Source organism: Candidatus Nitrospira nitrificans (genome assembly GCF_001458775.1).
In the GTDB taxonomy this organism is placed as follows: Bacteria; Nitrospirota; Nitrospiria; order Nitrospirales; family Nitrospiraceae; genus Nitrospira_D; species Nitrospira_D nitrificans.
In genome coordinates this window covers 18,454-43,020 of the sequence record NZ_CZPZ01000010.1, presented here as the reverse complement: position 1 = coordinate 43,020, position 24,567 = coordinate 18,454, and the positions used below count along the sequence as shown (strand labels likewise).

22 protein-coding genes are annotated in these 24,567 nt (G+C 56.8%); 14 read left to right on the top strand and 8 right to left on the bottom strand.

The features are described 5' to 3' along the window. The first annotated feature begins 13 nt into the window (after window positions 1-13). The 9 genes from hpt (at window position 14) to COMA2_RS07255 (ending at window position 11,690) form a co-directional block, all read left to right on the top strand. Complete coding sequence (gene hpt / locus COMA2_RS07300) at window positions 14-556, top strand: hypoxanthine phosphoribosyltransferase (protein WP_090895974.1); 543 nt, start codon at window positions 14-16, stop codon at window positions 554-556. 99 nt (window positions 557-655) lie between these two features. Further along, window positions 656-2,467 carry an ATP-dependent zinc metalloprotease FtsH gene (ftsH, locus tag COMA2_RS07295; RefSeq protein WP_090895973.1) on the top strand — a complete coding sequence of 604 codons (1,812 nt, stop codon included), beginning with the start codon at window positions 656-658 and terminating at the stop codon, window positions 2,465-2,467. Window positions 2,468-2,689: 222 nt separating this feature from the next. Next, window positions 2,690-3,496, top strand: coding sequence for a dihydropteroate synthase (gene folP, locus COMA2_RS07290; protein WP_090895971.1), 807 nt, complete (start codon window positions 2,690-2,692; stop codon window positions 3,494-3,496). Further along, a complete protein-coding gene (gene glmM / locus COMA2_RS07285; protein WP_090895970.1) occupies window positions 3,489-4,838 on the top strand; it encodes a phosphoglucosamine mutase in 1,350 nt (449 codons plus the stop codon). Before folP ends, glmM begins: the two co-directional genes overlap by 8 nt. Window positions 4,839-4,872: 34 nt before the next feature. Beyond that, window positions 4,873-7,392 carry a DNA internalization-related competence protein ComEC/Rec2 gene (locus COMA2_RS07280; protein ID WP_090895968.1) on the top strand — a complete coding sequence of 840 codons (2,520 nt, stop codon included), beginning with the start codon at window positions 4,873-4,875 and terminating at the stop codon, window positions 7,390-7,392. Window positions 7,393-7,569: 177 nt separating this feature from the next. Then, a complete protein-coding gene (mtnA, locus tag COMA2_RS07275; RefSeq protein WP_090895966.1) occupies window positions 7,570-8,604 on the top strand; it encodes an S-methyl-5-thioribose-1-phosphate isomerase in 1,035 nt (344 codons plus the stop codon). A gap of 122 nt (window positions 8,605-8,726) precedes the next feature. Next, window positions 8,727-9,047: a hypothetical protein gene (locus COMA2_RS07270; protein WP_139077168.1), complete on the top strand. Its 321-nt coding sequence runs from the start codon at window positions 8,727-8,729 to the stop codon at window positions 9,045-9,047. A 458-nt stretch (window positions 9,048-9,505) separates the two neighbouring features. Further along, window positions 9,506-10,039, top strand: a complete 534-nt coding sequence (locus tag COMA2_RS07260; RefSeq protein ID WP_090896104.1) for a hemerythrin domain-containing protein — start codon at window positions 9,506-9,508, stop codon at window positions 10,037-10,039. A 46-nt stretch (window positions 10,040-10,085) separates the two neighbouring features. Next, entirely contained in the window at window positions 10,086-11,690 is a 1,605-nt protein-coding gene (locus COMA2_RS07255; protein WP_090896103.1) for a peptide chain release factor 3, read from the top strand. A gap of 47 nt (window positions 11,691-11,737) precedes the next feature. On the opposite strand, the gene COMA2_RS07250 is transcribed toward COMA2_RS07255, so the two are convergent. Further along, window positions 11,738-12,571 (bottom strand): hypothetical protein, encoded by an 834-nt coding sequence (locus tag COMA2_RS07250; protein WP_139077166.1) that lies wholly within the window; start codon window positions 12,569-12,571, stop codon window positions 11,738-11,740. 5 nt (window positions 12,572-12,576) lie between these two features. Then, window positions 12,577-14,385 carry a hypothetical protein gene (locus COMA2_RS07245; protein WP_090895960.1) on the bottom strand — a complete coding sequence of 603 codons (1,809 nt, stop codon included), beginning with the start codon at window positions 14,383-14,385 and terminating at the stop codon, window positions 12,577-12,579. Window positions 14,386-14,564: 179 nt separating this feature from the next. Here COMA2_RS07245 and COMA2_RS07240 point away from each other — a divergent pair, with 179 nt between their 5' ends. The 3 genes from COMA2_RS07240 (at window position 14,565) to COMA2_RS07230 (ending at window position 18,511) form a co-directional block, all read left to right on the top strand. Continuing rightward, the gene (locus COMA2_RS07240) at window positions 14,565-15,830 is read left to right on the top strand and encodes a tetratricopeptide repeat protein (RefSeq protein WP_090895958.1); all 1,266 of its coding nucleotides are present in this window, start codon (window positions 14,565-14,567) and stop codon (window positions 15,828-15,830) included. A gap of 87 nt (window positions 15,831-15,917) precedes the next feature. Continuing rightward, window positions 15,918-17,126 carry an SEL1-like repeat protein gene (locus COMA2_RS07235; protein ID WP_090895956.1) on the top strand — a complete coding sequence of 403 codons (1,209 nt, stop codon included), beginning with the start codon at window positions 15,918-15,920 and terminating at the stop codon, window positions 17,124-17,126. 155 nt (window positions 17,127-17,281) lie between these two features. After that, a complete protein-coding gene (locus tag COMA2_RS07230; RefSeq protein WP_090895955.1) occupies window positions 17,282-18,511 on the top strand; it encodes a hypothetical protein in 1,230 nt (409 codons plus the stop codon). A 55-nt stretch (window positions 18,512-18,566) separates the two neighbouring features. On the opposite strand, the gene COMA2_RS07225 is transcribed toward COMA2_RS07230, so the two are convergent. From COMA2_RS07225 to COMA2_RS07195, 6 genes are all read right to left on the bottom strand, one after another. After that, window positions 18,567-19,163, bottom strand: a complete 597-nt coding sequence (locus tag COMA2_RS07225; RefSeq protein WP_245630924.1) for a VOC family protein — start codon at window positions 19,161-19,163, stop codon at window positions 18,567-18,569. A 13-nt stretch (window positions 19,164-19,176) separates the two neighbouring features. Then, window positions 19,177-20,706, bottom strand: coding sequence for an L-piperidine-6-carboxylate dehydrogenase (gene amaB, locus COMA2_RS07220; RefSeq protein ID WP_090895953.1), 1,530 nt, complete (start codon window positions 20,704-20,706; stop codon window positions 19,177-19,179). Next, entirely contained in the window at window positions 20,703-21,791 is a 1,089-nt protein-coding gene (locus tag COMA2_RS07215; RefSeq protein ID WP_090896097.1) for a saccharopine dehydrogenase family protein, read from the bottom strand. The genes amaB and COMA2_RS07215 overlap by 4 nt, the downstream gene beginning before the upstream one ends. A 74-nt stretch (window positions 21,792-21,865) precedes the next feature. After that, window positions 21,866-22,186: a hypothetical protein gene (locus COMA2_RS07210; RefSeq protein ID WP_090895952.1), complete on the bottom strand. Its 321-nt coding sequence runs from the start codon at window positions 22,184-22,186 to the stop codon at window positions 21,866-21,868. 57 nt (window positions 22,187-22,243) lie between these two features. Beyond that, window positions 22,244-22,768: a nuclear transport factor 2 family protein gene (locus COMA2_RS07205; protein ID WP_090895950.1), complete on the bottom strand. Its 525-nt coding sequence runs from the start codon at window positions 22,766-22,768 to the stop codon at window positions 22,244-22,246. 245 nt (window positions 22,769-23,013) lie between these two features. Continuing rightward, the gene (locus tag COMA2_RS07195) at window positions 23,014-23,469 is read right to left on the bottom strand and encodes a hypothetical protein (RefSeq protein ID WP_090895947.1); all 456 of its coding nucleotides are present in this window, start codon (window positions 23,467-23,469) and stop codon (window positions 23,014-23,016) included. Between the two features lie 414 nt (window positions 23,470-23,883). On the opposite strand from COMA2_RS07195, the gene COMA2_RS20110 reads away from it, so the two are divergent. Together COMA2_RS20110 and COMA2_RS07190 are read left to right on the top strand one after the other, a co-directional pair. After that, window positions 23,884-24,060 carry a hypothetical protein gene (locus COMA2_RS20110; RefSeq protein ID WP_175304449.1) on the top strand — a complete coding sequence of 59 codons (177 nt, stop codon included), beginning with the start codon at window positions 23,884-23,886 and terminating at the stop codon, window positions 24,058-24,060. Window positions 24,061-24,193: 133 nt separating this feature from the next. Beyond that, window positions 24,194-24,553 (top strand): CBS domain-containing protein, encoded by a 360-nt coding sequence (locus COMA2_RS07190; protein ID WP_090895945.1) that lies wholly within the window; start codon window positions 24,194-24,196, stop codon window positions 24,551-24,553. The last annotated feature ends 14 nt before the right edge of the window (window positions 24,554-24,567 follow it).

Below are 24,567 nucleotides of genomic sequence, written 5' to 3'. Positions count from 1 at the left end.
GGAACTGAGCGAGATGGAACGTATGTTTGGACGCCCGATCGTGACCCAGGAGCAGATGCGGGGCCGGATCCGCGAGCTGGGGCGACAGATCAGCGCCGACTATGCCGGGAAGGATCTTGTGCTCGTCGGCGTGCTCAAAGGGGCCTATGCGTTTTTTGCCGATTTGGCACGAGCGATTCGAATTCCCGTGCGGGTCGATTTTATCATTGTGACGAGCTATGGAACGCAGACGAAGACCTCTGGGAAGGTCAAGCTTGTGACCGAGTTGACTGAAAAGATCAAGGATAGGGATGTGCTCCTGGTTGAAGATATCGTCGATTCCGGATTAACGGTTCAATATCTCACCAAGACGTTGGCCAAGCAGAAACCGAGAAGCATCAAGGTCTGTACCTTGTTGAGTAAACCAGAACGCCGCGTCGTCGATGTCCCGCTGCAGTATGTCGGGTTCAGGATTCCGAACCAGTACGTGGTAGGGTACGGACTCGATTACCAGCAACAGTACAGGAACCTTCCGTACCTCGCCGTTCTCGACCAGCCGAATCAGCACGAGGAGTAGAGTTTTCTTATGAGCTGTTGGCAATTTGCGTAAGGCTATGCTAACATCATCACGATTTCTACATACGTGGCGTTCAATGCTATCGCGAAGGAGAACTGGATGAATTCCCGGGTCAAGAACTTGCTTTTCTGGGTGGTGGTCGGCTTGTTCATGATTCTCCTGTTTAATCTGTTCAGCGTGCCGACTCACGCGCCTGAAGAAGAAGTGATATTCAGCGATTTTATGGCCAAGCTCGATAAGGGTGATTTTGAAAAGGTCATCATCAAGGGCAATCATATCAGTGGGGTCCTGAAGGACAAGACTCGCATCCGTACCTATTCGGCTGATTACCCTGATTTTGTGAAGGTCCTTCGTGAAAAGGACGTTCAGATTGAGGTGAAGCCACCGGACGAGAGTCCGTGGTACATCACGTTCCTGGTTACATGGGGACCATTTATTCTGTTCCTTGGCCTCTGGTTTTTCTTGATGCGTCAGATGCAAGTCGGTGGGAACAAGGCTCTGTCGTTCGGGAAGAGCCGCGCCCGCATGTTGACGGAGGAACGAAAGAAAATCACATTTTCAGATGTAGCCGGTGTTGATGAGGCAAAAGAGGAAGTTCTTGAAATCATTGAGTTTCTAAAAGATCCCCGTAAGTTTCAAAAACTTGGTGGGCGCATACCGAAGGGTGTGCTGGTCGTCGGTCCTCCGGGGACAGGAAAGACCTTGTTGGCAAAGGCGATAGCCGGAGAAGCCGGAGTACCGTTCTTCAGCATCAGTGGTTCTGATTTCGTGGAGATGTTTGTAGGCGTCGGAGCCTCACGGGTCAGGGATTTGTTTGAACAGGGAAAGAAACATGCCCCCTGCATTATTTTCATCGATGAGATTGATGCGGTCGGTCGTTTACGGGGCGCGGGCCTTGGCGGTGGGCATGATGAACGGGAGCAAACGCTCAATCAGTTGCTCGTGGAAATGGACGGTTTCGACACGACGGAGGGGGTCATTTTAGTCGCGGCGACCAATCGCCCCGACGTACTTGATCCGGCCTTGCTGAGACCAGGACGTTTTGATCGGCAGGTGGTGGTCAATCGCCCGGACCTCAAGGGGCGGTCTGAAATCTTGAAGGTCCATACGAAAAAAGTTCCTGTCGCCACGAATGTCGAATTGGAAAAGATCGCCAGAGGAACTCCTGGGTTTTCAGGCGCCGATCTGGAAAACCTCGTGAATGAAGCGGCGCTGTGGGCGGCTCGCCAGAACAAGAAGGAAGTCGAAAATATAGACTTCGAGATGGCGAAGGATAAGGTCATGATGGGGGCCGAACGGAAGAGCATGATTCTCACCGATGAAGAAAAGAGAATTACCGCCTACCATGAAGCCGGCCACGCATTGATGGCGAAGCTTCTACCGGGGACGGACCCCGTTCATAAGGTGACGATCATTCCAAGAGGTCGGGCTTTGGGCGTGACGATGCAGCTGCCGACAGATGATCGACACAACTATTCCAAGGAATTTCTCTACAATACCTTGGCGATCCTTATGGGTGGACGCGTTGCTGAAGAGCTTGTATTCAAACATGTCACGACCGGAGCCGGTAATGATCTTGAACGTGCGACGGACCTTGCCCGCAAGATGGTATGTGAATGGGGTATGAGTGAGAAGTTGGGGCCATTGACCTTTGGGCAAAAGGAAGATTCGGTATTTCTCGGACGAGATTTTGCCACGAAACGAGATGTCAGTGATCAAGTTGCGCTTGAAATCGACTTGGAAATCAAGCGATTCGTCACGGAAAATTATGAACGCGCCAAGCGTGTGCTGACCGAGCAAATGACGAGTCTGAAGGCGTTGGCGGAGGCATTACTTGAAAAAGAAGTGCTCGACGCGCCGGAAATTGATCAGATTCTATTGCAATCCTCCTCTCAAACAGTTCCAGCCTGAGTCTCGTGCCAACGGCTCGCTTGCGTTGGCACCGTTGCCCCAGTAGTGCTGTGTATATGGTCCGCACTCTGTCTGATTCCTCCCAAGGAGCCGGAATGACGGTTTGCATGCTCATTTTATTGGTGGAATAGTTTGGATCGAGGCTCACCTCAGGCCCCCACGGGGCAACCGTGCTTTTCTGCTAAAGGGCGAGACATTCCTTACAAACGGCGTCCACTTGTTATGGGGGTCGTGAATGTCACGACTGATTCCTTCTATGATGGTGGGCGATATATCGAGCCTGAGCGAGCCATTGCGCATGCACTGGAACTTGTTGAGCAGGGGGCGGATATCATCGATGTCGGGGGAGAATCAACTCGGCCAGGCGCCGGTTCCGTTCGTGAAAAGGATGAACTGGCCCACGTCATTCCGGTCGTAAAAGGTCTGGCCCATCGTGTGTCGGTTCCAATTTCGATCGATACCACCAAGTCGCGAGTCGCTGAAGTCGCTCTGGATTGTGGAGCGTCGATCATCAACGACGTGAGCGCGCTGCGGCACGATCCTGCCATGGCGTCGATCATTGCCCGATTCGATGCGGGCGTTGTTCTGATGCACATGCAAGGGACTCCGCAAACGATGCAACAATCACCACGGTATTCCGATGTGGTCGGCGAAGTCGTGAGTTTTCTCGATGAGCGTGTGCAAGCGGCGCTCCGTGCAGGGATTGCCGGAACGAACATCGTGCTTGATCCTGGCTTTGGTTTTGGTAAGCTGGTGAACCATAACCTTCATCTTCTTGATGGATTATCTGCTGTCGCGGCATTGGACCGCCCCGTATTGGTTGGTCTGTCACGGAAGGCGTTTATCGGGAAGGTGGTTGGACGGCCTGTTGAACATCGAGAATGGGGGACCGCGGCGACGGTAGCGTTGGCAGTTGATCGCGGCGCTCACATTCTGCGTGTCCATGATGTCGCCATGATGATTGATGTCGTCAAGATGGCTGCCGCGTTGAATCCGCGCTGGTTTTGCCGGGAGGATCATGATGCGTAAATTATTCGGAACGGATGGTGTCCGAGGGGTCGCCAATCTCGATCCCATGACCAGTGAAATGGCGATGCAACTTGGACGGGCCGCCGCGCATATTTTCATGCGACGAGCGGGCCGCCATCAGATTGTCATCGGTAAAGACACTCGTATTTCCGGATATATGCTCGAGTCCGCGTTGATGGCAGGAATCTGTTCGATGGGAGTGGATGTGCTGCTGGTCGGGCCGATGCCCACGCCGGCGATCGCGTTCTTGACCAGGAGTCTACGGGCCGACGCAGGGGTGGTCATTTCGGCGTCGCACAATCCTTATCAAGACAATGGAATTAAATTCTTTTCAAACGACGGATTCAAGCTCCCGGACGAAGTGGAAGCGCGTATTGAAGAGCTGATCGTCTCGGATGAAATCAACCATCTTCGTCCGACGGCCGACCTTATCGGCAAAGCCTATCGTATCGATGATGCAGAGGGACGCTATATTGAATTTGCCAAGCGATCGTTGCCCAAAGACTTGGACTTTCAGGGGATCAAGCTCGTCGTCGATTGCGCGAACGGCGCGGCATACAAAGTGGCGCCGACGGTGCTCAGGGAATTGGGAGCCACGGTGGAAGTCATCGGAAATAAGCCGGACGGGATGAATATCAATGCCGGTTGTGGCGCAGTTCATCCTGAGTCGCTTCAGGAGGAAGTGCTCCGCCATAACGCCGATCTTGGAATCGCGTTGGACGGCGATGCGGATCGAGCCGTCTTTGTCTGCGAGCAGGGCAAGATCATCGACGGCGACCATGTGATGGCGGCTTTAGGCCTGGACCTTCATCGAAACGGGCTTCTCTTCAAGCAAACCTTGGTGGGAACCGTGATGAGCAACTTTGGGCTGGAATTGTCGATGTCGAAAGCGGGCATCACGCTGATTCGGACACCGGTCGGTGATCGATATCTGCTCGAACGAATGTTGGCGGAGGGCTATAACTTCGGAGGAGAACAATCGGGACATTTCATCTTTCTCGACCATAATACAACCGGAGACGGCCTCATCTCGGCCCTGCAGATCTTGTCATTGGTGAAGCGAACCAAAAAGCCGTTATCCGAGCTGGCGAAGGCGATGACGGCCGTACCGCAAGTGTTGGTGAATGTGCGAGTCACGAAGAAACCGGAATTGGAATCGATTCCCGACATTGATTGCGCCATCCAAGACAGCGAACGTCGCCTGAACGGGTGCGGGCGGGTTCTCATCAGATATTCCGGGACAGAGCCGCTGTTGCGGATCATGGTGGAAGGGGAACAGTCCACCATGGTCAAGGAAGTGGCTGAGGACCTTGCCAGGGTCGTACGAAAGCACATCGGCTGAGTCTTCCCTCCTCCCCGGTACATGAGGGAATCTCATGCTCCCGTTCCTCGCTGCAGCGTTTGTCCTCGGTCTCCTATCCGGGTCACAGCTCTCCTTTTTCCCGCTTTCCGTCATCGTGCTGTCGGCCGGCATCGCTGTGGGATTCAGCCTTCTCGAGCGAGCCGGTCATATCGATTCACGCTCCGCACTGCTCCTGTATTCTAGTTTCCTCTTAGGAGTAGTCTACTGGAGTCTTGCCACTCCAACGTCGGAACCTCGCCCGACGTCGCCGCCGCTTCAGGAGACGGTTCACGCCTTGATCAACGGACGGGTTATCGCTCCAGTCCAACACAGTGTGGGGCGCCAGACGATCTTGGTCCAAACAGATGAGCTTGGTTCTGAAGCGAAACGCGTGCGCCTTGTATGGCGTGACCCGGGTATCACGCTTCATCATGGCGACCATATTGCGTTTCGGGGAAAGCTGCATCGTCCAAGAGGGTCCTTGAATCCTGGTGGATTCGATTATGCTGCCTATGTGGAACGCCAAGGTGTCGACCGTATGACCACGGTGACCGGTGCTCAGGCGGTGACGTTATTGGATGCAGAGACCGCCGTGGCGTGGTGGAGCATATGGAACCGGATCGATCATTGGAGGACCTCGATACGTGCGGCAGCGCTCAACACCTTGAGCCAACCCACGCGAGGGCTGTTTCTTGGCATGATCATCGGTGAACGAGGCTATCTTGACCAAGAACTCCAAGATTGGTTCATGGTGACCGGAACAGTGCACTTGCTTTCGATCTCCGGTTCACATCTTGGGCTGGTTGCCATCGTGGCCTTTTGGTTGGCGAGAAAGCTTGTGCTTGGGCTTCCCTCTGCTCTCTTATTGACCCTCACTCGAACAGTCACGCCATCGAGGATTGCCATTCTATTCGCCTGGCCCACTGTCGCACTCTATGCACTGCTGGCGGGAGCCGAGTTAGCGACCATGCGGTCACTCGTCATGATCTCGCTGGCGATGATCGCAATGTGGCTGGGGCATGAACGCCATCTGGGGCATGCGATGGCGGTGGCCATCCTGGCGATTCTCTTCCATGATCCTCGTGCCATCTTTGATATCTCCTTTCAACTGTCCTTTCTGTCCGTACTCGCCATGGTCCGAATGATCATCATCACCGCATCGTCAGCAAACGCCGATGTGGCAGGGAGCGACAGTCGGCTGCGCGATCGCCTCATGAGCCATGCGCTCAAAGCACTGTTGATGAGCGGGGTTGTGACCGTAGCGACCTTGCCCCTGGTTGCACTCTATTTTCATCAGGTTCCCTGGATGGGCATCATGACCAATCTGATAGCTGTCCCGTTCACCGGGCTCATCTTGGTGCCGTTGGGCCTGTTTGTAGCTCTATGGACGATTATGACGGGAGCCGAGTCTTTGATCCTTGGCCCAGTGATGGAGCAGTTGTTCGGATTGATGGTTCTTGGATTGCAGTGGTGCGCTCGCTTCCCGGGAGGGGAGTGGCATGTGACCGCACCGTCAATACCAACGATCGCGTTATTTTACGTCGTATTATTCCTGACAAGCCTCCGGATACTCCCACGGCGCGTTCGAGTTGCAAGCGCCGGGCTGACGATCATGTTGATCGGTTGGTGGCTGAGTCCATCTGTATCGGACGCGGACGGCGATCGTTGGCGTGTCACATTCCTTGATGTCGGACAAGGAGACAGTGCTGTTGTTGAGTTGCCGGATGGTCGGACCGTGCTTATCGACGGCGGGGGGCGATATGAACGATTTGACATGGGGAAGAATGTAGTCGCGCCGTTTCTGTGGAGCCGTGGAATTCGTCATCTCGACCATGTCATCGGCACACATCAACAACTGGATCACGTCGGTGGGTTGATTTGGGTACTCCGACATATGTCGGTCGGACAGTACTGGAGTGGGGGGATAGAACGCTCTGAGAAATTCGTGGAAGAGCTTCAAGCAGTCATTCGTGATCGGCATATCGATCAACGTACCGCTGTGCGAGGACGAGACCTCTTGCAATCCGGGGGATGCCGCCTCAGCATTCTCAATCCACTGGAAACATCAGTGGCCCGTGAGTCGCCCCAGTTCCTTACCGGGACACTCTTGAACAATCTGTCCATTGTCTCGCGACTGCGGTGTGGAACCTACTCCATCCTTTTTGCGGCTGATATTGAAACGGCCGGTTTGAAGCGATTGAGCGAGGAAGCCCAACCGGTGACCGTCCTGAAAGTACCCCATCACGGGGCGCGTAGCTCACTCGATGTAGACTGGATTCAGCAACTTCGCCCACGATATGCGGTGATCTCAGTGGGTGCGGCGAATCCGTACGGACACCCGGTCGAATCGGTCCTGCAAGCGTATCGGGATCAGCACAGTACGGTCTTTCGCACGGATCATGACGGAGCGATTTGGGTCACAGGTCGGCTCTCAACATCCGAGCTCACGATGACTCGTATGCGAGACCTTCTCGTGCAACCTGTCGACTTTCCACGTTGCCGTTGGCGTTGCGAGTCTCTGAATTGGCGCCGCCTTTTCCTCCAATTCTCATAACGACATACCGTTCCCTTGTCGACTGCGTGGGACAGGAGCATTGCCATCATCGCCCTATGCGGATGGGTGGTTCTTTTCAGGCCGGCTTGATAGCCGCGATGGTCACTGGTTGGAAATCAGCGGTCAGCGTCGAGAGGGACTTGCACTTCTGTCCCATTCCCGTTAGAAGATTCGTCCATGGTACAGACCATTGAATGGAAAGACGGAGCTGTCCGTCTACTCGATCAGAGCCGACTTCCCGGAGCAGTGGTATTCCTCGACTGCCGGGACTACGAGGTCGTCGCGGACGCGATCCGCACATTGAAAGTTCGCGGAGCGCCGGCCATCGGCGTGACGGCAGCGATGGGGGTCGCCTTGGGCGCACAGGCCATCCAGGCAACTGACTACCCGACCTTTGCGCAGGCAGTCCTCGCAATCTGTGACAACCTGGCCGCGACCAGGCCGACCGCGGTCAATCTCTTCTGGGCCCTTGAGCGAATGAGGCGGAAGCTGGAGTCAGTGCGAGCTCAGCCGGTTTCGACGATCAAGCATGCCCTCACCTTGGAGTCTCAAGCGATACTTGAAGAAGACATCGCGCTCTGTAAGACCATGGGGCGCCATGGGGCTGAGCTGATCCGTGACGGACAGACAGTCCTGACCCACTGTAATGCTGGTTCCCTCGCAACGGCAGGCTATGGAACCGCGCTCGGTGTCATTCGCGCTGCGCATGAGCAAGGTAAGAAAATCAAGGTGATTGCTGATGAAACTCGTCCGGTGCTTCAAGGTTCACGGCTCACGGCTTGGGAGCTGATGCAAGATCAGATTCCAGTTACGTTGATCACAGACAACATGGCCGGTTCGCTCATGAGACAAGGGAAGATACATCTTTGTATCGTCGGAGCAGATCGCATTGCCGCGAACGGGGATGTGGCCAACAAGATCGGCACCTATTCCGTGGCGGTCTTGGCGAAGGCTCATCACATTCCGTTCTATGTCGCGGCTCCCTATTCCACCATCGATCTCAAGACGAAATCCGGAGATGAGATTCCAATCGAACAGCGAAATCCATCGGAAGTGACCACTATTCATGGCAGCCATCCGGTCGCGCCGAAAGACGTGATGGTCTACAATCCAGCCTTCGATGTCACCCCGGCTGAACTCATCACGGGCATCATCACCGAGCGAGGAGTCTTCAAACCGGGTGAGCTTGCGGCACGGTTTCAATCATTGTAGTGGGTACCCCTCGTCCATAGTTCTTGCCGATCCTGTCTTTGAATCTCTGTTGAGCGATCGTTGTATTTCTGATCGTCAATTCTTCGGATTTTCTTCGGCCGCTCACGCGATGGTGCTAGGCTGTGTTGCAGCCTATGTCTCTGTCATCGCTTCAGCCTTCCATCTCCGAAGTCCAGACCGCTCTTCCACGGGACCTCACGCTTCCGCCGACAGCGACGGCCGCGCTGTGGCAAGGCCACAGGATGGAAGCCATCAAACTGGTTCGTCTGGAACGGAAGATGGGATTACATGAGGCCACGGATGTCATCGATACTTACCTCCAGTCACAGCCAGCCCTCAAGAATCGAATCGACGTCGCTCAAGCTGATGCGCGAGAGGGATTGCTTCGTTGGCTACTGTTCCTTCTCATCGGTGGAGCAGGGCTTGCCTATCTCCTGATGTGAACCAGAAAGTGGCTGACATGATGGACTCCGAACACATTCTGCTGATACTCCTCGGAGCAGGATCGTCTTTCATGACCTTTTGTCTCATGCGGTTTCCCCACATGCGGCGACCGCCGTTCCAATCGTATGGGCCCTTCTCGCTCACTGCGTCCTTCCTCGGGGCCTTCCTGATTCTTGTGGTCTCCGTCTTCATGGCCTGCGCACCAGGCCTGTGGTACTGAGACGCTCTTCTCGCTTTCCGGACCTTATTCGCCTAACCCTTCGAGGCAGAGTTGCAACCGTCTCGTCCGAATGCGGACCGTGTGGGTCCTCAAACCGAATGAAGACATCTGGAATGTGCACCTCGTTCGGCTGTATTCTTTGAGACTCCGTATTCGGAAGGTGGCTCTCTCCATCACTTCCGGAACGGCGACGGATAAGGTGATTCGTGAAATATGTCGGCTGACGGGCAGCGGTCAATGCAATCAGATACACATCCACCGTCGGGACCTGTGACGCGGTTTCTCGAAGACGACCATCGACGGCTGGAGGAACTCCTCGGCTCAGCCATGGTTTCCAGAGACCGGATCGAGCAGGAACGCTACGATGAGTTTCGGGCCGGACTGCTTCGCCATATTGGGATGGAGGAGAAGATTCTGTTGCCCGCGGCTCAGCTATCGAACGGCGGGACGGCGCTGTCGATGGCGGCAACGATTCGACTCGATCACGGCGCGATCGCTGCCCTCCTTATGCCCTCTCCCACGCCCGAACTCATCGCCATGCTGCGTTCGATCTTGAATAAACATAACGAGGTCGAGGAGGGGCCCGATGGCTTGTACGCCACCTGCGATAAATTGGTAAGCTCGGAGACGGAACAGCTGATGACCAAACTCCGTGCCGCCCCAGCCGTGGCTGTGCTGCCACATTCGGACACTCCGGCTGTGCTCGGTGCCGTCCGCCGGGCCTTGGAACGGGCCGGATATGCCTATCCTTCCGATTCACGGCACTCCTGAGGATCATCTGCTTCCACCTGGAATATGGTATGCTGCGCCTCCGATCATGACGACTGAGACGACTCTCTCAACAGAACTGGCCGCCGCCACGGGGCGACGGCGAACCTTTGCCATCATCAGCCATCCTGATGCCGGCAAGACAACCCTGACTGAAAAGCTGCTGCTCTATTCCGGGCTGATTCGGACCGCCGGCATGGTACGCGGGCGTAAGGGCGGAAAAGCGACTGCGTCGGATTGGATGGGAATGGAACAGGAACGCGGCATTTCCATCACCGCGTCCGCGATGCAGTTTCCCTACAAAGGGGCCGTGATCAACTTGCTGGATACGCCGGGCCACCAAGATTTTTCCGAGGACACCTATCGCACCTTGACGGCAGCCGATAGCGCCATCATGGTGATCGATGCGGCCAAGGGTGTTGAAACGCAAACCCGCAAGCTTTTCGCCGTCTGCCGCATGCGGCGGATTCCCGTGCTGACCTTGATCAACAAGATGGACCTGCCTGGTCGCCCGCCGCTCGATTTGATGACGGAAGTCGAACAGGCATTGAACATTCATGCGAGCGCCGTCAATTGGCCGATCGGGTCAGGCAGCGACTTCGTGGGCATTGTGACCCGTGCCGACAGCCTGGTGCAGCTCTTCAGCAAGACCATGCACGGCGGAGCGGCAAAAGTGGAAACAGCCGTCTTGCCGCTGAGCGAGCTCAATGCGAGCGGGAGGGTCTCGGAAGAAACCATGGCGCACGTGCGGCATGACCTGGAGCTCTTAGAGATCGCCGGGAACCCGTTCACACGCGAGCAGTTTCTCCAAGGTGAAGTCACTCCGGTCTTTTTCGCCTCGGCGCTCACGAACTTTGGGATTGAAAGCTTTCTCGACGCCTTCGTGAATCTAGCCCCAAGCCCCGGCGCGCGGCTCGCCGACCGCGAGGACGGATCCGAGGTCTCAGTCAACCCGATCGAGATGCCGTTCAGCGCCTATGTGTTCAAGTTGCAAGCCAACATGAACCCCAAGCATCGCGACAGTACGGCGTTTCTTCGGGTCTGCTCGGGGCGGTTTGAGCGGGATCTGGTGGTCAAGCATCACCGATTGGGTCGGGACATTCGCCTGGCGAGACCGCACAGTTTGGTGGCGCAGGAACGAAGTACGGTCGAAGAAGCCTATCCTGGTGATATCATCGGCATCATCAATCCAGGGGTCTTCGCCATCGGCGATACGGTGTCGTTGACAGGGGGCTTCAATTTCAAACCCCTTCCGCAATTCCAGCCGGAAATCTTTGCGCGTCTCAGACCCACGGATGTCGGGAAACGCAAGGCGTTCGACAAGGGCCTGTCCCAGATGGCCCAAGAGGGCACGGTGCAGATCATGCGCAGTCTCCATGATCAGGAGACACTGATCGCCGCCGTCGGTCGGCTGCAGTTCGATGTGCTGCAATATCGACTGCGCCACGAATATCGTGTCGACACGATCGTGGATGCGCTGCCCTTTACCTGCAGCGCGTGGCTGGAGGGGGATCCTTCGACGTTCAAATCTCCGTCCGCCTCGATGATCGTGAAAGATCATCGCGATCGGATCGTCGTCCTCTTCGGCGATCAGCTCATGAAGACCATCGCCCGCGATCGCAATCCCGATCATGTGTTGCGTGACATGGGCTAGTCCGGGTATGCTTCGGAACCTCTTTTCTATCGATCTTTTCCGCTGTCTCAGCGGAATTGGCGGCGGGCGATCGTGACATTGCCTTTCTGGTCGGTCCATTCCATTTGATTTTTGTCCACGACCTTGTATGTGATTGCCTGGGGCCGGCCTCCGCCCTCCGGATAGAGATGCAGGACCCCGCTCTCTCCATCGACATTGCCGTGTATCATTTTTGCGCCGCGAGATACCGTCATGGAAAACCTGCCGTTGCGATGAATGTCGAGGCTCGCGATGGATCGTCCGCTCGGTTGCCTGAGAAGCCAGGAACCAATCAGAGCCGGGTCCAGTTTGCCGCTGCCTTTCTCCGCGGGCGGCGGTGGAGGCGGTTCAATGACGGTCGTTGGAAGTCGTGGGGCAACCAACGCGGCGACCTGTTTGGTTTCTTCCATTTCGAGTCCCACGGTAGTAATGGTGGTCAGCGTATCGCCGCGTAGAAACGTCAGCGCTTCCGAACCTTTCTGGACTTGGCTCGCGAAATAGGCGCGACCCCCGATGTCGGACAACTCGCCGCCCTTGGCCTTCCGAAGACCTGCCTCGAATCGCTGCTTTTGCGCGCCGGTCGGCGTGGCATCCGTCCGAACGGTGATCGTCTTGTTTGAGTCTTTCTGAGAACGATACAGGCACGTCCCGCCGGTCGAGATACCTTTGTGCCTAATGGGGCTCGGGATGTCGCGTTTGACCGACGATCTGAGCACTGTCTCGGCTTCCTCCTCCGTCAACACCGAGCAAGGCTCAAGCGAGTCCGTGGCTGCCGGCGCATCGTGACTGCAGGTAAGAAACACGCCGATCGCGCTGAGAACGGCTGCGAGAATAGCCGGTTTTGATCCCATAGCAGGTCGCATGGTACTCACCTCGTAACGGTCAACGTGATTGGCACGGTGGCGTTGCCGGATCCGGAGGATGCCGTCACCGTAACATGGGATGCTCCGGCCGGAGTTCCATTCGCTGGTGGGCTTCCAGAATTAGGTACCGGTGGTGGCGCATCATCACTGCCACAGCTCGCCATCGCGATGACTGAAGTCAGCAGCGCCGCCATCCAGAGAGTATGGGAATCGGCCCGCCGTCTGTACCACAACCCACCGATCAGCATCAGCCCAACAGGCGTCAGCACATAGGCGAACATGGTCGGTGAACTGCCGGGCGAAAGGAGCGCCACCGGCCCGCCGTTGGTAGTGATCGTCAACGTCGTCGTGATCGGCGCACCAGCCGGCGTCACGGTGGCTGGATTGAAGCTACAAGCCGCGCCTTGCGGCAAGCCTGAACAACTGAATGTAACCGGCTGCGTAAAGCCTGAGTTCGGCGTCACCGTGATCGTGCTCGTCCCGTTATTCCCGGCAGCCACGGTCAATTGATTCGGCGATGCCCCGAGAGTGAACGGCGCAGCGCCGGTTGTCGAGCAAGGTCCGCCGATATCGGCGTCGCACACGTGCGCGATATAGGCCACGGTCTCACCCTGACCGGTCTGTGATGTCGTGGCTGCTCCCTGAATCCATTGGCCGTCCCTTGACATGCCCGTGACGGACACCAAGGTGATACCGGTCATATCCACGCCGCCATTGATGAGAATCTGGCGCAGGTCCTGGATCCCCTTGGCTTGCGTCCAGCGGAAGGCAATGCCCTGATTCCAGCCGAGCACTGTCCCCTGATATTGCAGGAAGTTTGGATTCGAAATGCCGACGACGATCTTGCCGTTGTCACTGACGCCTGTTGCCGCTGCCGTCGTATGTCCTGGAAGGGGGCCGATCGGCTGCATGACCGGCTGAACTGGTGGAGTCGGAACCACCCATCGAAAGGCACTGGACGCCGTAGATGTGCCTACCTGTCCGACGACAACTGTTCCATCAGTCGAAACCGCCGTGGCCAGTGAGTTGGTGTTGCCTGGAATGAGATCCGTAAAAAAACCGCTGGTCCAGCGAAACGCACCTTTGCGAGTGAAGCCACCGGCGGGAAAATCCGCATCGCCCACGATGACCGTGCCCGCGCCGCTGACGCCAAGGGCGCGGGAGTGAGGCCCGCCATTGGTCGGCACACCGAGATCCGCCATGCCGCCGTCCTGTGTCCAGCGAAAGGCATGCTGGGTGGCGCCCCCCGCCGTGAGGTCCGAGAAACCAACTACGACTGAGCAGTTTTGATTGGTATCGGTCGCGAAGGAACTACGGCTGGCGTTGTTCGGAGGATCGAGCGTACCTAAATCAACTGGGCCGGTCGTCTGCGTCCATCGAAACGCATGGAACGGCGTGAAGTCCCCGTTGTCCTGGTAGCCGACGATACAAGACCCATCGTTATTGATATTGAGGCCACCGCCGCTCGTATTCGAATTACCGGTCGGTTGAAGTGATTGAGTGGAAAACATATGAGTGATCCTGTCGATTTCCACCAGCACAGGAACAGGTTTACCGCTCTCGTCACCCACCACCTGTCTGGCGGGTGTCGTGAATCCTTGTGTGGCTCTTTCATGGAGATCGCCCAATGCTTCGATCTTATCTCCCAGATTTGCATCAAGATACTCAGTCCTGGTTGTTTGTCCGAGCGCGGTTCCAAGTGAGAGCAGCCACACCCCAGCAAAAAACAACGAAGTCAGGGGTGTATTTTGACTTCGCCTAAATTCAGCTGCCTTAATCATGAAATTAATGCGAGAAAGATTCACGTGGGCCATGGATCACCTCTCGGTTTTTGGGAGGTCGGGGGGCAAAAATATACTTTCTGATTAGATATAGATGCAAGAAATAATAGGCTTGGTATCTGAACCCCTTCCAAAGAGGGGGTAGGTGCTGAATTGACAGGGAACATGATCAGCAGTAGCCTAAGCCCCCTTCCTGCCTCGGGGAGGATTGCATGATCAAATCCCAAGAAACGCCACAGCCTCTTTTCCGAACGGCGCTGGCTGTCGCTGAAAGAGTCACCGTTACAATTCTTGTTGGAACGACAGCCCTGTGCCTTCCCTCGTTTGCCGAAGCCGCCTCCTGCGACGCCATCGTCGGACAATGGGCTTGGTTCGCCGGCGGGCAGGTCACGATCAAGTCAGATGGGACCTTCACACAACAGTCCGGAAACTCTGGAACCTGGGAGTGCACCGATGCCTCCAAGAACGCCGTGACCTTGAAATGGAGCAAGGGCGGTTTCGTAAACAAAATGGCGCTGTCGGCGGACGGCGCCAATCTGTCCAGCACGGATCCCTCGCAGTCCTTCGTCAAAGCGACCAGGATCAATCCGGAAACTGGACTCACCGACTTGCTGGCGCCTCGTCAGGCGACGAATATCGATTCACCATCGTCGTCTCGCCGGCCCACTGGACCGCCCGGCGGGACGGTGCCCATTAAACCTTCCATACCCCTTGCCGGTACACAAAAAAAAGGCCCCGCTTCATATGACTCTCCCCAAGGGTTTGTCAGTTCCGATCCGAAGGTCGAAGCGCGCTTCAAACAGGGCTACCATTTGTACATGAAAAAAAGCTATGCGGCGGCCTTCCCAATCCTGCTGGAGACGGCGCAAGCGGGACACCCCCGTGCCCAAGCGCTCTTGGGACTGATCTATAGTAATGGTCGTGGTCAAGCGGTGGATAACAAGCAGGCCGCAGAGTGGTACGGCAAGGCGGCGGCACAGGGCCATCGCGCCGCTCAGTTTTCACTTGGAAATTTGTATCTCGAAGGCGACGGCGTGCCGAAAGATCAAGTGAAGGCCGTCCAGTTGTATCGTCAAAGCGCCGACCAAGGCTTTCCCGATGCGGAGTTCCATATTGGGCTGGCGTACGAATTCGGATGGGGCGGACTCCCCCGAGACCGGAGGACGGCGATCAAGTGGTTGGATCGAGCGAGCCGCCACAAGCATGGGCAAGCCGGCTGGATCGTGGGTTGGCTAGAAGATCCTAAGACGCCGCATTTCAAGGACGTTGATCAATTGGGAAAATATATCGGCGGCATCATCGAGCGACGTGCATCAGCGGCGTTCGAGGGTGGCGGCGGTGGCGACGGCGGAAACCCCTGTAGCAGCTATTCGGGTCCTGTGGCGGGGGCCTGCAATCAGGGGGATAAAGGAGCAATGGACCGTTACCAGAACCATCAGGAAACCCAGGAGGATAAGCGGAAGTATGGTGTCCAGTGATTGGCTCCTCCGCGCCTCTGTACGCTCGAGTTTGAGAGTCCACCAAGTAGGGTCCGGCACGAGAATAGACTTCGATCGGAGGTCCGAATGCCACTGATCGTGTTGCTCATTGCGCTTACCGTGTTTCCCGTTTCGGTGCACGCTGACCTCAACGAGGACTTCGCGGTCTGTCGTAGGATCATTTTCCAGATCGGTTCGGATCCGAAACCGCCAGCCGAGCAATATTGCCTCGGCCTGTCGCATGCATTTGCACTGAACCACAAGAAGAATCGGACCGAGGCGGCGAAATGGTTCCGCAAGGCGGCGGAACAGAACCATGGCGCGGCTGCGGCGATCCTAGGTTATTTGTACGAGCGAGGCGACGGCGTGAAAGCCGATCCTGCTGAAGCAGCCAAGTGGTACTGCAAATCAGCGGATCAGAATAATAGCGATGGCCTATTCAACCTTGGCCGGGCCTATGAGCATGGGATCGGTCTGTCAAAAGACATCGGACAGGCGAGGACCTACTATCAGAAAGCCATGGTGGCCGGTTCACGCGATGCGCGGCAAGCGCTCGCCGCGCTCGGAAAAGGACCTGAGCCGATGACGGCAGCGCAGTCACAGTTCGATGAGGGCGTGCGTCTGTACAAGGCGAGTGACTTTGCCGGAGCCGTTAAGGTTTTTCAGAAGCTGGCGGATAGAGGCGATGCCAAAGCGCAGTTGCAGATGGGATATCAATACGAACACGGCGAGGGTGTCCGCAAGAACGATGACGAGGCAGCGCGATGGTATCGCAAAGCGGCGGAGCAAGGAAATGCCGTTGCGCAGAGCAATTTGGGCATGATGTACGAGGATGGGAAGGGAGTCGGAGAAAACTGGAGCGAGGCGGTGCAGTGGTATCGGAAAAGCGCCGAGCAGGGGCACGTGCAAGGCCAATTTCGTCTCGGCCGGATGTACCAATTCGGCATGGCCGTACCGCAGAACCGGCAGGAAGCGATCCGCTGGTTCGACAAGGCCGGCGATCAAGGACACGATCAAGCCAATTATTTTGCCAACCATCTGAAGGCGAGAAACAGTTACGTGGGGTTTCGGAACGACGAAGAACACGCCGCGGTGGTGGGGCTGAAATTGCGCGGGGTCACGCTGAACATCGAGCCGGTCGGCCGAACGTTTCGCAATTCCACCGAGCGCTTAGCCTATCTGCGACAGGCCGGAAAGCAAGCCGACGCCGAAGAAACCTTGCTCCGGTTGGAGTCAAAGAGTCGCGAGTACAAAGCCTGCGTGGACTCCGGCGCATCAGGTTGTATCCCGCCGTAACGGAGTCGCACGACTTTTTTCAAAGCTTACCGTGGGGGGTGACGGCATCCGCCGACGAACACCGGCCGCTTTTCAAGCGGCCGGATGCAACCATTCCGATGAGGATGGTATAGTTGGCCCCGCTGGGCCTGCTCCTCCACGTAGTGGTTGGTATAATGACGACCGCGCTCCAGTCAGTCCACGCTGAATTTTCCGATCATCGCGGATTTTCTCTCTTCGAAGGCGATCTCGTGTCGCGGGTCTTTGCGGCGCTCGACATGGGCACCTATCGCGCTCTGGATTTGGTGAAACGGAGCCTCCTCTTGATTGCCGTCACGTGGATTCCGCTCGCGCTGCTGGCCATCGTCTCGGAGGTGCATTGGATTCAGCCGCCGGGCCAAAATTTCTTTCTGGACTTTGCCGCCTATGGTCAACTGCTCATCGGCCTACCGATGTTTCTTGTTGCCGAGCGGGTTATCGACGGACAAACACGGGACGCGGCGCGCTGTTTCCTGACCACCGGTGTCGTCGAAGTCGGAGACGCCGTTCGTCTATTTCACCTGAACGGTCGGGTCGAGCAGCTTCGCAAACGGCTGGGGCCGGAATTGGTGTGCATCGTTCTTGCGTATGGTGTGACCGCCGCGTGGATGATTCCGGAAATGCAAAACGATCGCAATACCTGGCATGCGATGGATCCGATCAATCACCGGCAATCGCTCACCTGGCCAGGCTTGTACCTCTTCGCGGTTGTAGGTCCCTTGACCACGTATTGGTGGTTGCGCTGGTCGTGGAAAATCGGGATATGGAGCTGGTACCTCTATCGACTGTCGAGGCTTCGATTGAATCTCGTCGCCTCGCATCCGGACAAAACCGGCGGCATCGGGTTTCTCAGCGACGCGCAAACGAAATTCGGCCTGGTCATTCTGGCTTACGGCATCAGCTATGTCGCGCCGACCATTCTCTATAAACTGAAATTCGAAGGAGCCACGATTTTCGTGCTTTCGGTCTGGGGATACGCGGCGAGCTTCGTGATCGGCGCGCCGTTGCTGTTCACGCTGCCGCTGTTCATGTTCACCAAGCAGCTCTATCATGCCAAGTCGCGCGCGTTGGAAATGTTTCAAGAACGCTCAATGGAGCGGGCGAAAGCCTTCGAAGAAAAATGGCTTAAGGCTTGCACGAGCGGCCACTACGAGTTGATGAGCGGGAGCGACTTGGCGGGGCTCAACGCGCTGAACCAGGTGTACGACCACATTCACAAGATGCGCGTCGTGCCGTTCGACCTGCGATCGTTCTCGGAGCTGGTCGGTTCGGCGCTCGGACCGATGGTGCCCCTCCTGCCGTACATCGTGGATCTTCCCGAGCCCTGGCTGAAAGCCATCGAAGAAGGGAAAAAGCTCCTGCGTTAGGTTCGCGGAACAGGAGGAGAAGTCTGAAGGATATGAACTGAAACCATGGAGCAGCTTAGCGGCCGGTCGAAGATTTCATCAAACTGTCGGCCTGAGGGGGGAGGAAGCCGAGGTAGCCTCGGTGCCGCTCCGTCAACTCCAGCACGGAGAACGGCCGGCCCTCCACCATCTCCGGGGAAGAAAAGATCTGCCGGAGATGGCCTCCGCGCTCGCCGACAATGTTGCCGGCAAACACGACGCCTTTGTGTTTGAGCCGCTCCACCGCCTTGTCGATATCCTCCACCCGAACGGCGACGTGATGAAAGACCTTGTCGCCGAATTTATCGACCCAACCGGGAATGATGCTGGTCGTGCCTCGTTCATCCGGATAGGCCTGGTCGACAAAAAGCGCCGGGTAGCCGGGCTTCCGATAGACCTTCGCGTACCAATCGTCGTACTGCAAGGTTTCATCGTAGGCATAGCCGAGTTCGACGAATGGTTCGGCTCCTCGGTCGATATCGAGCGTCCGAATCGTGACATGGTCGATGAGAGGAGAAAATCCCACACCCGTTTCGTCGAGCATCGTTTTCAGTACCGTGGCGGCACGATTTCTCGCCAGATAGTCGGCGACCATCCGCTCCATCAGACTCTCCAGGGCTTGGGCCTCATCCATGGTCACACCTCATTCAAGATCCAAACTTAATGCCTTGCGCCAGCGGCAACTCCGTTCCCCAGTTGACGGTGTTGGTCTGACGGCGCATATAGGCTTTCCAGGAATCCGAGCCAGCTTCGCGGCCGCCCCCTGTTTCCTTTTCTCCACCGAATGCCCCGCCGATCTCGGCTCCCGAGGTTCCGATATTGACGTTGGCGATGCCGCAATCGCTGCCGGCGGCCGAGAGAAACCGTTCGCCATGACGCAGATGAGTGGAGAACATGGCGGAGGAGAGCCCCTGGGGCACGTCGTTCTGCATCTGAATCGCGTCATCGATCGTCTGGAAGGTCATGACATACAGAATCGGCGCGAAGGTTTCGCGTTGGACGACGGGCCAGTGATTCTGCGCCCGCACGATCGTGGGCTCGACGAAAAACCCGGCCCGACTCAGGACGCGGCCACCGCAGAGAATCTCGCCGCCCTCCTTCTTAATCTCGTCCAGCGCGGCACGATAGCCTTCCACCGCCACATGGTCGATGAGCGGCCCCATGAGCACATTCTTTTCAAGAGGATTGCCGATCTGCACTTGGGCATAGGCCTTCACGAGTCTGCCGACCAATTCTTCATAGCGTGATTCATGGACAATCAGACGCCTGGTCGTCGTGCACCGCTGACCGGCCGTCCCGACGGCACCGAACACAATCGCGCGCGCGGCCAGGTCCAAGTCGGCAGTCTCGTCGACGATCACGGCATTGTTGCCGCTGAGTTCGAGCAGCGCGCGTCCCAACCGCTGGCCGACCGCGGCGGCGACTCGACGCCCGACCGGCACCGAGCCCGTGAAGGAAATCAGCGGGAGCCGATGGTCCTGCACCATCTGTTCCGCCAGCGTCGGTTGATCGGCGATGAACAGCGAAAAAATTCCGGAATAGCCGAGTTGCTGCATCACGCGATTGCAAATTTGTTGAACGGCCACGGCGCAGAGCGGCGCCTTCGGTGACGGCTTCCAGATCACCGTATCGCCGGCAATGGCCGCCACAAACGCATTCCAGGCCCACACGGCGACAGGAAAATTGAACGCGGTGATCACGCCGACCGGTCCTAACGGATGCCACTGCTCGCTCATCCGGTGGGCCGGCCGCTCGGACTGCATCGTGACGCCGTAGAGCATCCGCGACTGACCGACGGCGAAATCCGCCATGTCGATCATCTCCTGCACTTCACCGTCGCCCTCCGCCTTGATCTTGCCGACTTCCAATGAGACGAGCGTGCCCAATTGATCCTTCTTCTCGCGCAAGGCGTGGCCGATGAGCCGGACGACCTCGCCCCGCTTCGGCGCCGGGACCATGCGCCACGCGCGGAACGCCTCAACCGACTCTTTCACGATCCGTTGATAATCATCGGATGAACAGGGGTAGACGCCGGCGATTTGCTCCCCGGTCGAAGGATTGATCGAGGGGAGGAGGGATCCCGTATTACGACCGGACCACCAGGCATTGCCGGTGCTCCCGCCGGAATTCACGGCTTGAATGCCCAGGTCTCGGAGCGCAGTATGATTCGTGCTCATCGGAAGCAGACTCCAAATTCATTGGCCAAGAAATCCTTCAGTAATATGGATTCCTGAGTGACGAATCCATGGTACGCCGATGGGTGGCTCAACACAAGATCGAGGACGCAGCAGATACTCGACGCGGTCGTCACTTGGATCGCCGACCAGAGTTTGCCCTTGATACATTGCGGATACACTTTTTTCACGTAATTCTCCTCGAAGAATCCATCCTCGTTCTTGCCCGTCACCGAGGCATAAACCAAGACGACGTCCTGCAGCGTCTGGGGAACGGCATGCTCAAGGACACGCTTCAGGGTCTCTCGGTCTTCGTTGAGCTTGAGGTCTTTCATCAAGAGGTGAATTTTGTCGCAGTGGCCGGGATAACGGAGCGTCTTGTAGTTCATGGTTCGGACTTTCCCGGCATAACTGTCGGCCAAGGTACCCAAGCCACCTGACGTGTTGAAGGCTTCATACAGCAGCCCGTCCAACTCGATGGTTTCGTACCCTTCGAGAGGTTGCAGCGGGACTTTCTCGCCTTCCTCGATCCCGTAGCACACATTGCCGTACTCATTAATGAGTCCATCGGTCGACCAGGTGAGCGAATACTTGAGGGCATTGCTGGGATGGACCGGCAACGCGCCGACCCGCATCTTGACGGTATCCAGCGTTTCAAAGTGGGTCATCAGTTCGTGCGCCACGATACTGATGAAGCCGGGCGCAAGCCCACATTGCGGCACAAAGGCATGCGTGGCGCCGGTGCTCAAGACCTTGATCTGGTTCGTGACCTCGACATCTTCCGTCAGGTCGAAGTAGTGCAGATGATGGGTCAGGGCCAGACCGGCAACGGTCGGATTACAGAAATAGGGGAGGCTCGAAAGAACCGCGTCGAATCGATGCGCTGAGAGATAGGTGCCGACGGCATCCGGATGCCGTACATCCAACAAACAGGGAGTGACCCGCTCCAACCCGAGATGTTCGACCAGATGCTTCGGCGCATCCAGGGTCATGTCGCCGAGATGGATCTCGTACCGGCCATGTTGATTGAGCAGGCAGGCAATCAGAGACCCGATTTTGCCTGCGCCGAGGACGAGCACGCGATGCATCATGAGGCATTATACTCCACCGGAGAATTCTGACCACTGGCTTTGAGAAAAGGAGCAACGGACAGGGAGCGTCGTCAGTGTTGCTCAAGAGAATCGACGACATACTGCGGACGGTCAGTCGGTGTTCCTGCGGTCTGACTGTACCGGCAGGGAGGAATATCGGCTTGCAGTCTTCGTAAGAGCGTCGTCACCTTCATTGCGCTGGGGACGTCGCAGATCCACACGTGCATGCCGGATTCCAATTCATCGAAATGGCGTTGCACGCGAAAACCGGGCTGCTCCATGAAGTAGGCAGAGAGAAAGCCATTCACGGCCGTCACGACCCAGGGGTGGTCCTTGATATAACGGTAGCTCACCCGCAGTTCCGTCGTTGTGGCTGATTCTTCGGATTCCATCGCCGCACTCTATCAAGTTCGGCTATGAGGGCGCCACTGTCTAAGTGCAATGTTTCTTTATTGTCGAGCTGGACTGGAAGATGCAGCGGGCGGTGAAGCAAGAGACCCGCCGAACTGAGCAGACCGAAACGATTCGTGCCACGACAACAATTGCCAATGGCCATTGCGGCGTTCGAGCACCCCCGTTTCCCGCATCGGAAGCACGGTCCGTTTCAATGCAGATCCATCGACAACATAGCGTATATAGTCGAGCTCCATCGCATACCAAGCCAGATCTCCTTTGATCCAGACCTTCAGCTCATTGATCGGAATCTCCAGTTTCTGGGAATTGATGAATTCCTCCCTCATGCCCTCCTCAAGCTCCGTCCAGCCGACATACTTACGGCCGGCGACCCCGTAACTGATGATATCGGCATCGTGGGCCATCAGTCGTGAGAGCGTCGGTAAATCTTTTTCGGCATTGGCGCGAACCATCAGACGGATGGCCGACTCTGGATCGGAAGGTTCCGATCCGATTGCGGTGGTCGGGACGCCGATGAACAGTGTCAGGACACACCACATACCCAGTCTCAGCCTGATCATGGACGACTCCCTTCATCGACAAGCTCACAAAATCGAATCAGCATTCCCATCGGTAGCCGACAAGAAAAGGCATGGCCATCAACAGGTCGAGCGCACCGAGGGGAGCTTTCCCCACGACGGAATCTTGGCCGGCGCGGCGCATAATGGCGCCGTGAACATATGGGGGGTGCCTTCGCGAATCTGCCCAATCACGCCCCTCGTCTTGCGCAAAGAGGTTCTTCCTTCTCAATGATATCGGTGTATCCTTACAACCGGTCGACCGCCTTCCTCCCGAGCGTCTTGAGCTTTTCCTCATCCCCCGCCGTTTCTTTGAGCGAAAGCTGGATGGTCGTCTTCCCTTTTCTGATAAAGAGATCGACATAATCGAGTCCATGCCTGCCGCGCTCGACGAACGCATCCTCACCGAGGCCTTTGAGGGGCGCGGGCTTCTTCGCTTCTTTACGCGCGCGCTCGATGCCGTCGGCGGGAAAGATCCAGACCTCCATGGCATCCTTGCCGTTTGTGAATTCATAATTGCACCAGACAGCCCTTCCCTCCTCGCCGGCCCTCGGTGTCCCTACGAGCTTGCCGACGATTTGCTCGATTTCCGCATCCGTTAAAAGCGAACAGGGCGTCGTTGCGGCCTCGGAACGTGTCCCGAGATCGAGACATCCGATACCGATCATCACCATCAGGAAGATACGGCTGAATTGTATCGTCATCGTGCGAACGCCCTCTCAACATGGAGTGAGATGATCAGGGCGAAAAAAGCGATCTCATTCTACTGCGTTGACGGAAACGCGTCCATCGCGAAGGCGGCGGAATTCGCCCCCTTGACCTGTTTATTCTCTGGGCGTAGGCTAGCACCATAACTTCTCGACCGCCTCGTCTTGGAGGTGGTGATTATGGTCCTCCGTGGAGCACAGTTCCAACGGTCTGGATCTGCTGGGTGTAACGGTCTCACCAGACGGGCCCCCTCCCCATACCGAGCCACGTTTGCGCAAAGACGGTCTGACGCCGATTCCCTGCAGCAGGGAAGCCGGATGGCGCAGAGCCGTCTGATGCAATTCCACGGCGGCGACCAGTGTCCGCAATCTCACGAAGGACTCGCGTCACATGGCGCGAGAAGGTGATGTATGTCGTGGACCTATTGGGGAATCGTCATCGGCCTTGCGACCTTGGTGGTCATGCTGATTGCATGCATACGCATGCTCGCTTCCAACGGCAATGAGGATCAGCAGAAGTCAGAGCACAGTGCCGGCGAATCGAGTGACATGAACCGATCGTCAACCGTCGACAGGCGAGCCGCATGACCGGATGGGGGTGGTTCGACCTTGTGGGCATGAGCTTGGGTAGAACTTCACGGTGAAGACTGTGTGATTCGAAAGGATCGGTGTGCCCAGACGCAATCGTTGGACGATCTGAACCTACACGAGGGAGGGAGCCATGGGACCGACAAAGGCGATCGTGAAAGGTCATGCCCTTTATGAGGCATTGGGAGGCAAGTTGATCAAAGATGGCTTCACGAACCGGCAGGATCTGGAAGACTACGTCAACCATCATTATCTTGCTCTGCCGGTCGTCGATAAACAAGGGCGACCATGGCTTCTCGATGGAAAGCCGGTCTATTGTCTGCATGGAACTCAATACGAAACCGTGCACGATGAGCGGGTCCAGCTTGTCCGCTGTTCGGATTGCGGAGGCATGGGAATGAGAACCGACGAGTTCACCGTCGAATCGGATTGCATCCATTGCACGGCCTGCGGACATGAATTCGATGCCAGACTGGAAATGATGGAGACGTAGAACGGGGGTATCGC

Coding starts and splice junctions, on each gene's coding strand:
- glmM (WP_090895970.1), top strand. CDS start 3,489: ATGCGTAAATTATTCGGAACGGATGGTGTCCGAGGGGTCGCCAATCTC.
- COMA2_RS07205 (WP_090895950.1), bottom strand. CDS start 22,768: ATGATCAGGCTGAGACTGGGTATGTGGTGTGTCCTGACACTGTTCATC.
- folP (WP_090895971.1), top strand. CDS start 2,690: ATGGGGGTCGTGAATGTCACGACTGATTCCTTCTATGATGGTGGGCGA.
- COMA2_RS07225 (WP_245630924.1), bottom strand. CDS start 19,163: ATGGATGAGGCCCAAGCCCTGGAGAGTCTGATGGAGCGGATGGTCGCC.
- COMA2_RS07195 (WP_090895947.1), bottom strand. CDS start 23,469: ATGACGATACAATTCAGCCGTATCTTCCTGATGGTGATGATCGGTATC.
- COMA2_RS07215 (WP_090896097.1), bottom strand. CDS start 21,791: ATGCATCGCGTGCTCGTCCTCGGCGCAGGCAAAATCGGGTCTCTGATT.
- hpt (WP_090895974.1), top strand. CDS start 14: ATGGAACGTATGTTTGGACGCCCGATCGTGACCCAGGAGCAGATGCGG.
- amaB (WP_090895953.1), bottom strand. CDS start 20,706: ATGAGCACGAATCATACTGCGCTCCGAGACCTGGGCATTCAAGCCGTG.
- mtnA (WP_090895966.1), top strand. CDS start 7,570: ATGGTACAGACCATTGAATGGAAAGACGGAGCTGTCCGTCTACTCGAT.
- COMA2_RS07230 (WP_090895955.1), top strand. CDS start 17,282: ATGACGACCGCGCTCCAGTCAGTCCACGCTGAATTTTCCGATCATCGC.
- ftsH (WP_090895973.1), top strand. CDS start 656: ATGAATTCCCGGGTCAAGAACTTGCTTTTCTGGGTGGTGGTCGGCTTG.
- COMA2_RS07240 (WP_090895958.1), top strand. CDS start 14,565: ATGATCAAATCCCAAGAAACGCCACAGCCTCTTTTCCGAACGGCGCTG.
- COMA2_RS07280 (WP_090895968.1), top strand. CDS start 4,873: ATGCTCCCGTTCCTCGCTGCAGCGTTTGTCCTCGGTCTCCTATCCGGG.
- COMA2_RS07235 (WP_090895956.1), top strand. CDS start 15,918: ATGCCACTGATCGTGTTGCTCATTGCGCTTACCGTGTTTCCCGTTTCG.
- COMA2_RS07190 (WP_090895945.1), top strand. CDS start 24,194: ATGGGACCGACAAAGGCGATCGTGAAAGGTCATGCCCTTTATGAGGCA.
- COMA2_RS07255 (WP_090896103.1), top strand. CDS start 10,086: ATGACGACTGAGACGACTCTCTCAACAGAACTGGCCGCCGCCACGGGG.
- COMA2_RS07245 (WP_090895960.1), bottom strand. CDS start 14,385: ATGGCCCACGTGAATCTTTCTCGCATTAATTTCATGATTAAGGCAGCT.
- COMA2_RS07250 (WP_139077166.1), bottom strand. CDS start 12,571: ATGCGACCTGCTATGGGATCAAAACCGGCTATTCTCGCAGCCGTTCTC.
- COMA2_RS20110 (WP_175304449.1), top strand. CDS start 23,884: ATGTCGTGGACCTATTGGGGAATCGTCATCGGCCTTGCGACCTTGGTG.
- COMA2_RS07260 (WP_090896104.1), top strand. CDS start 9,506: ATGCAATCAGATACACATCCACCGTCGGGACCTGTGACGCGGTTTCTC.
- COMA2_RS07210 (WP_090895952.1), bottom strand. CDS start 22,186: ATGGAATCCGAAGAATCAGCCACAACGACGGAACTGCGGGTGAGCTAC.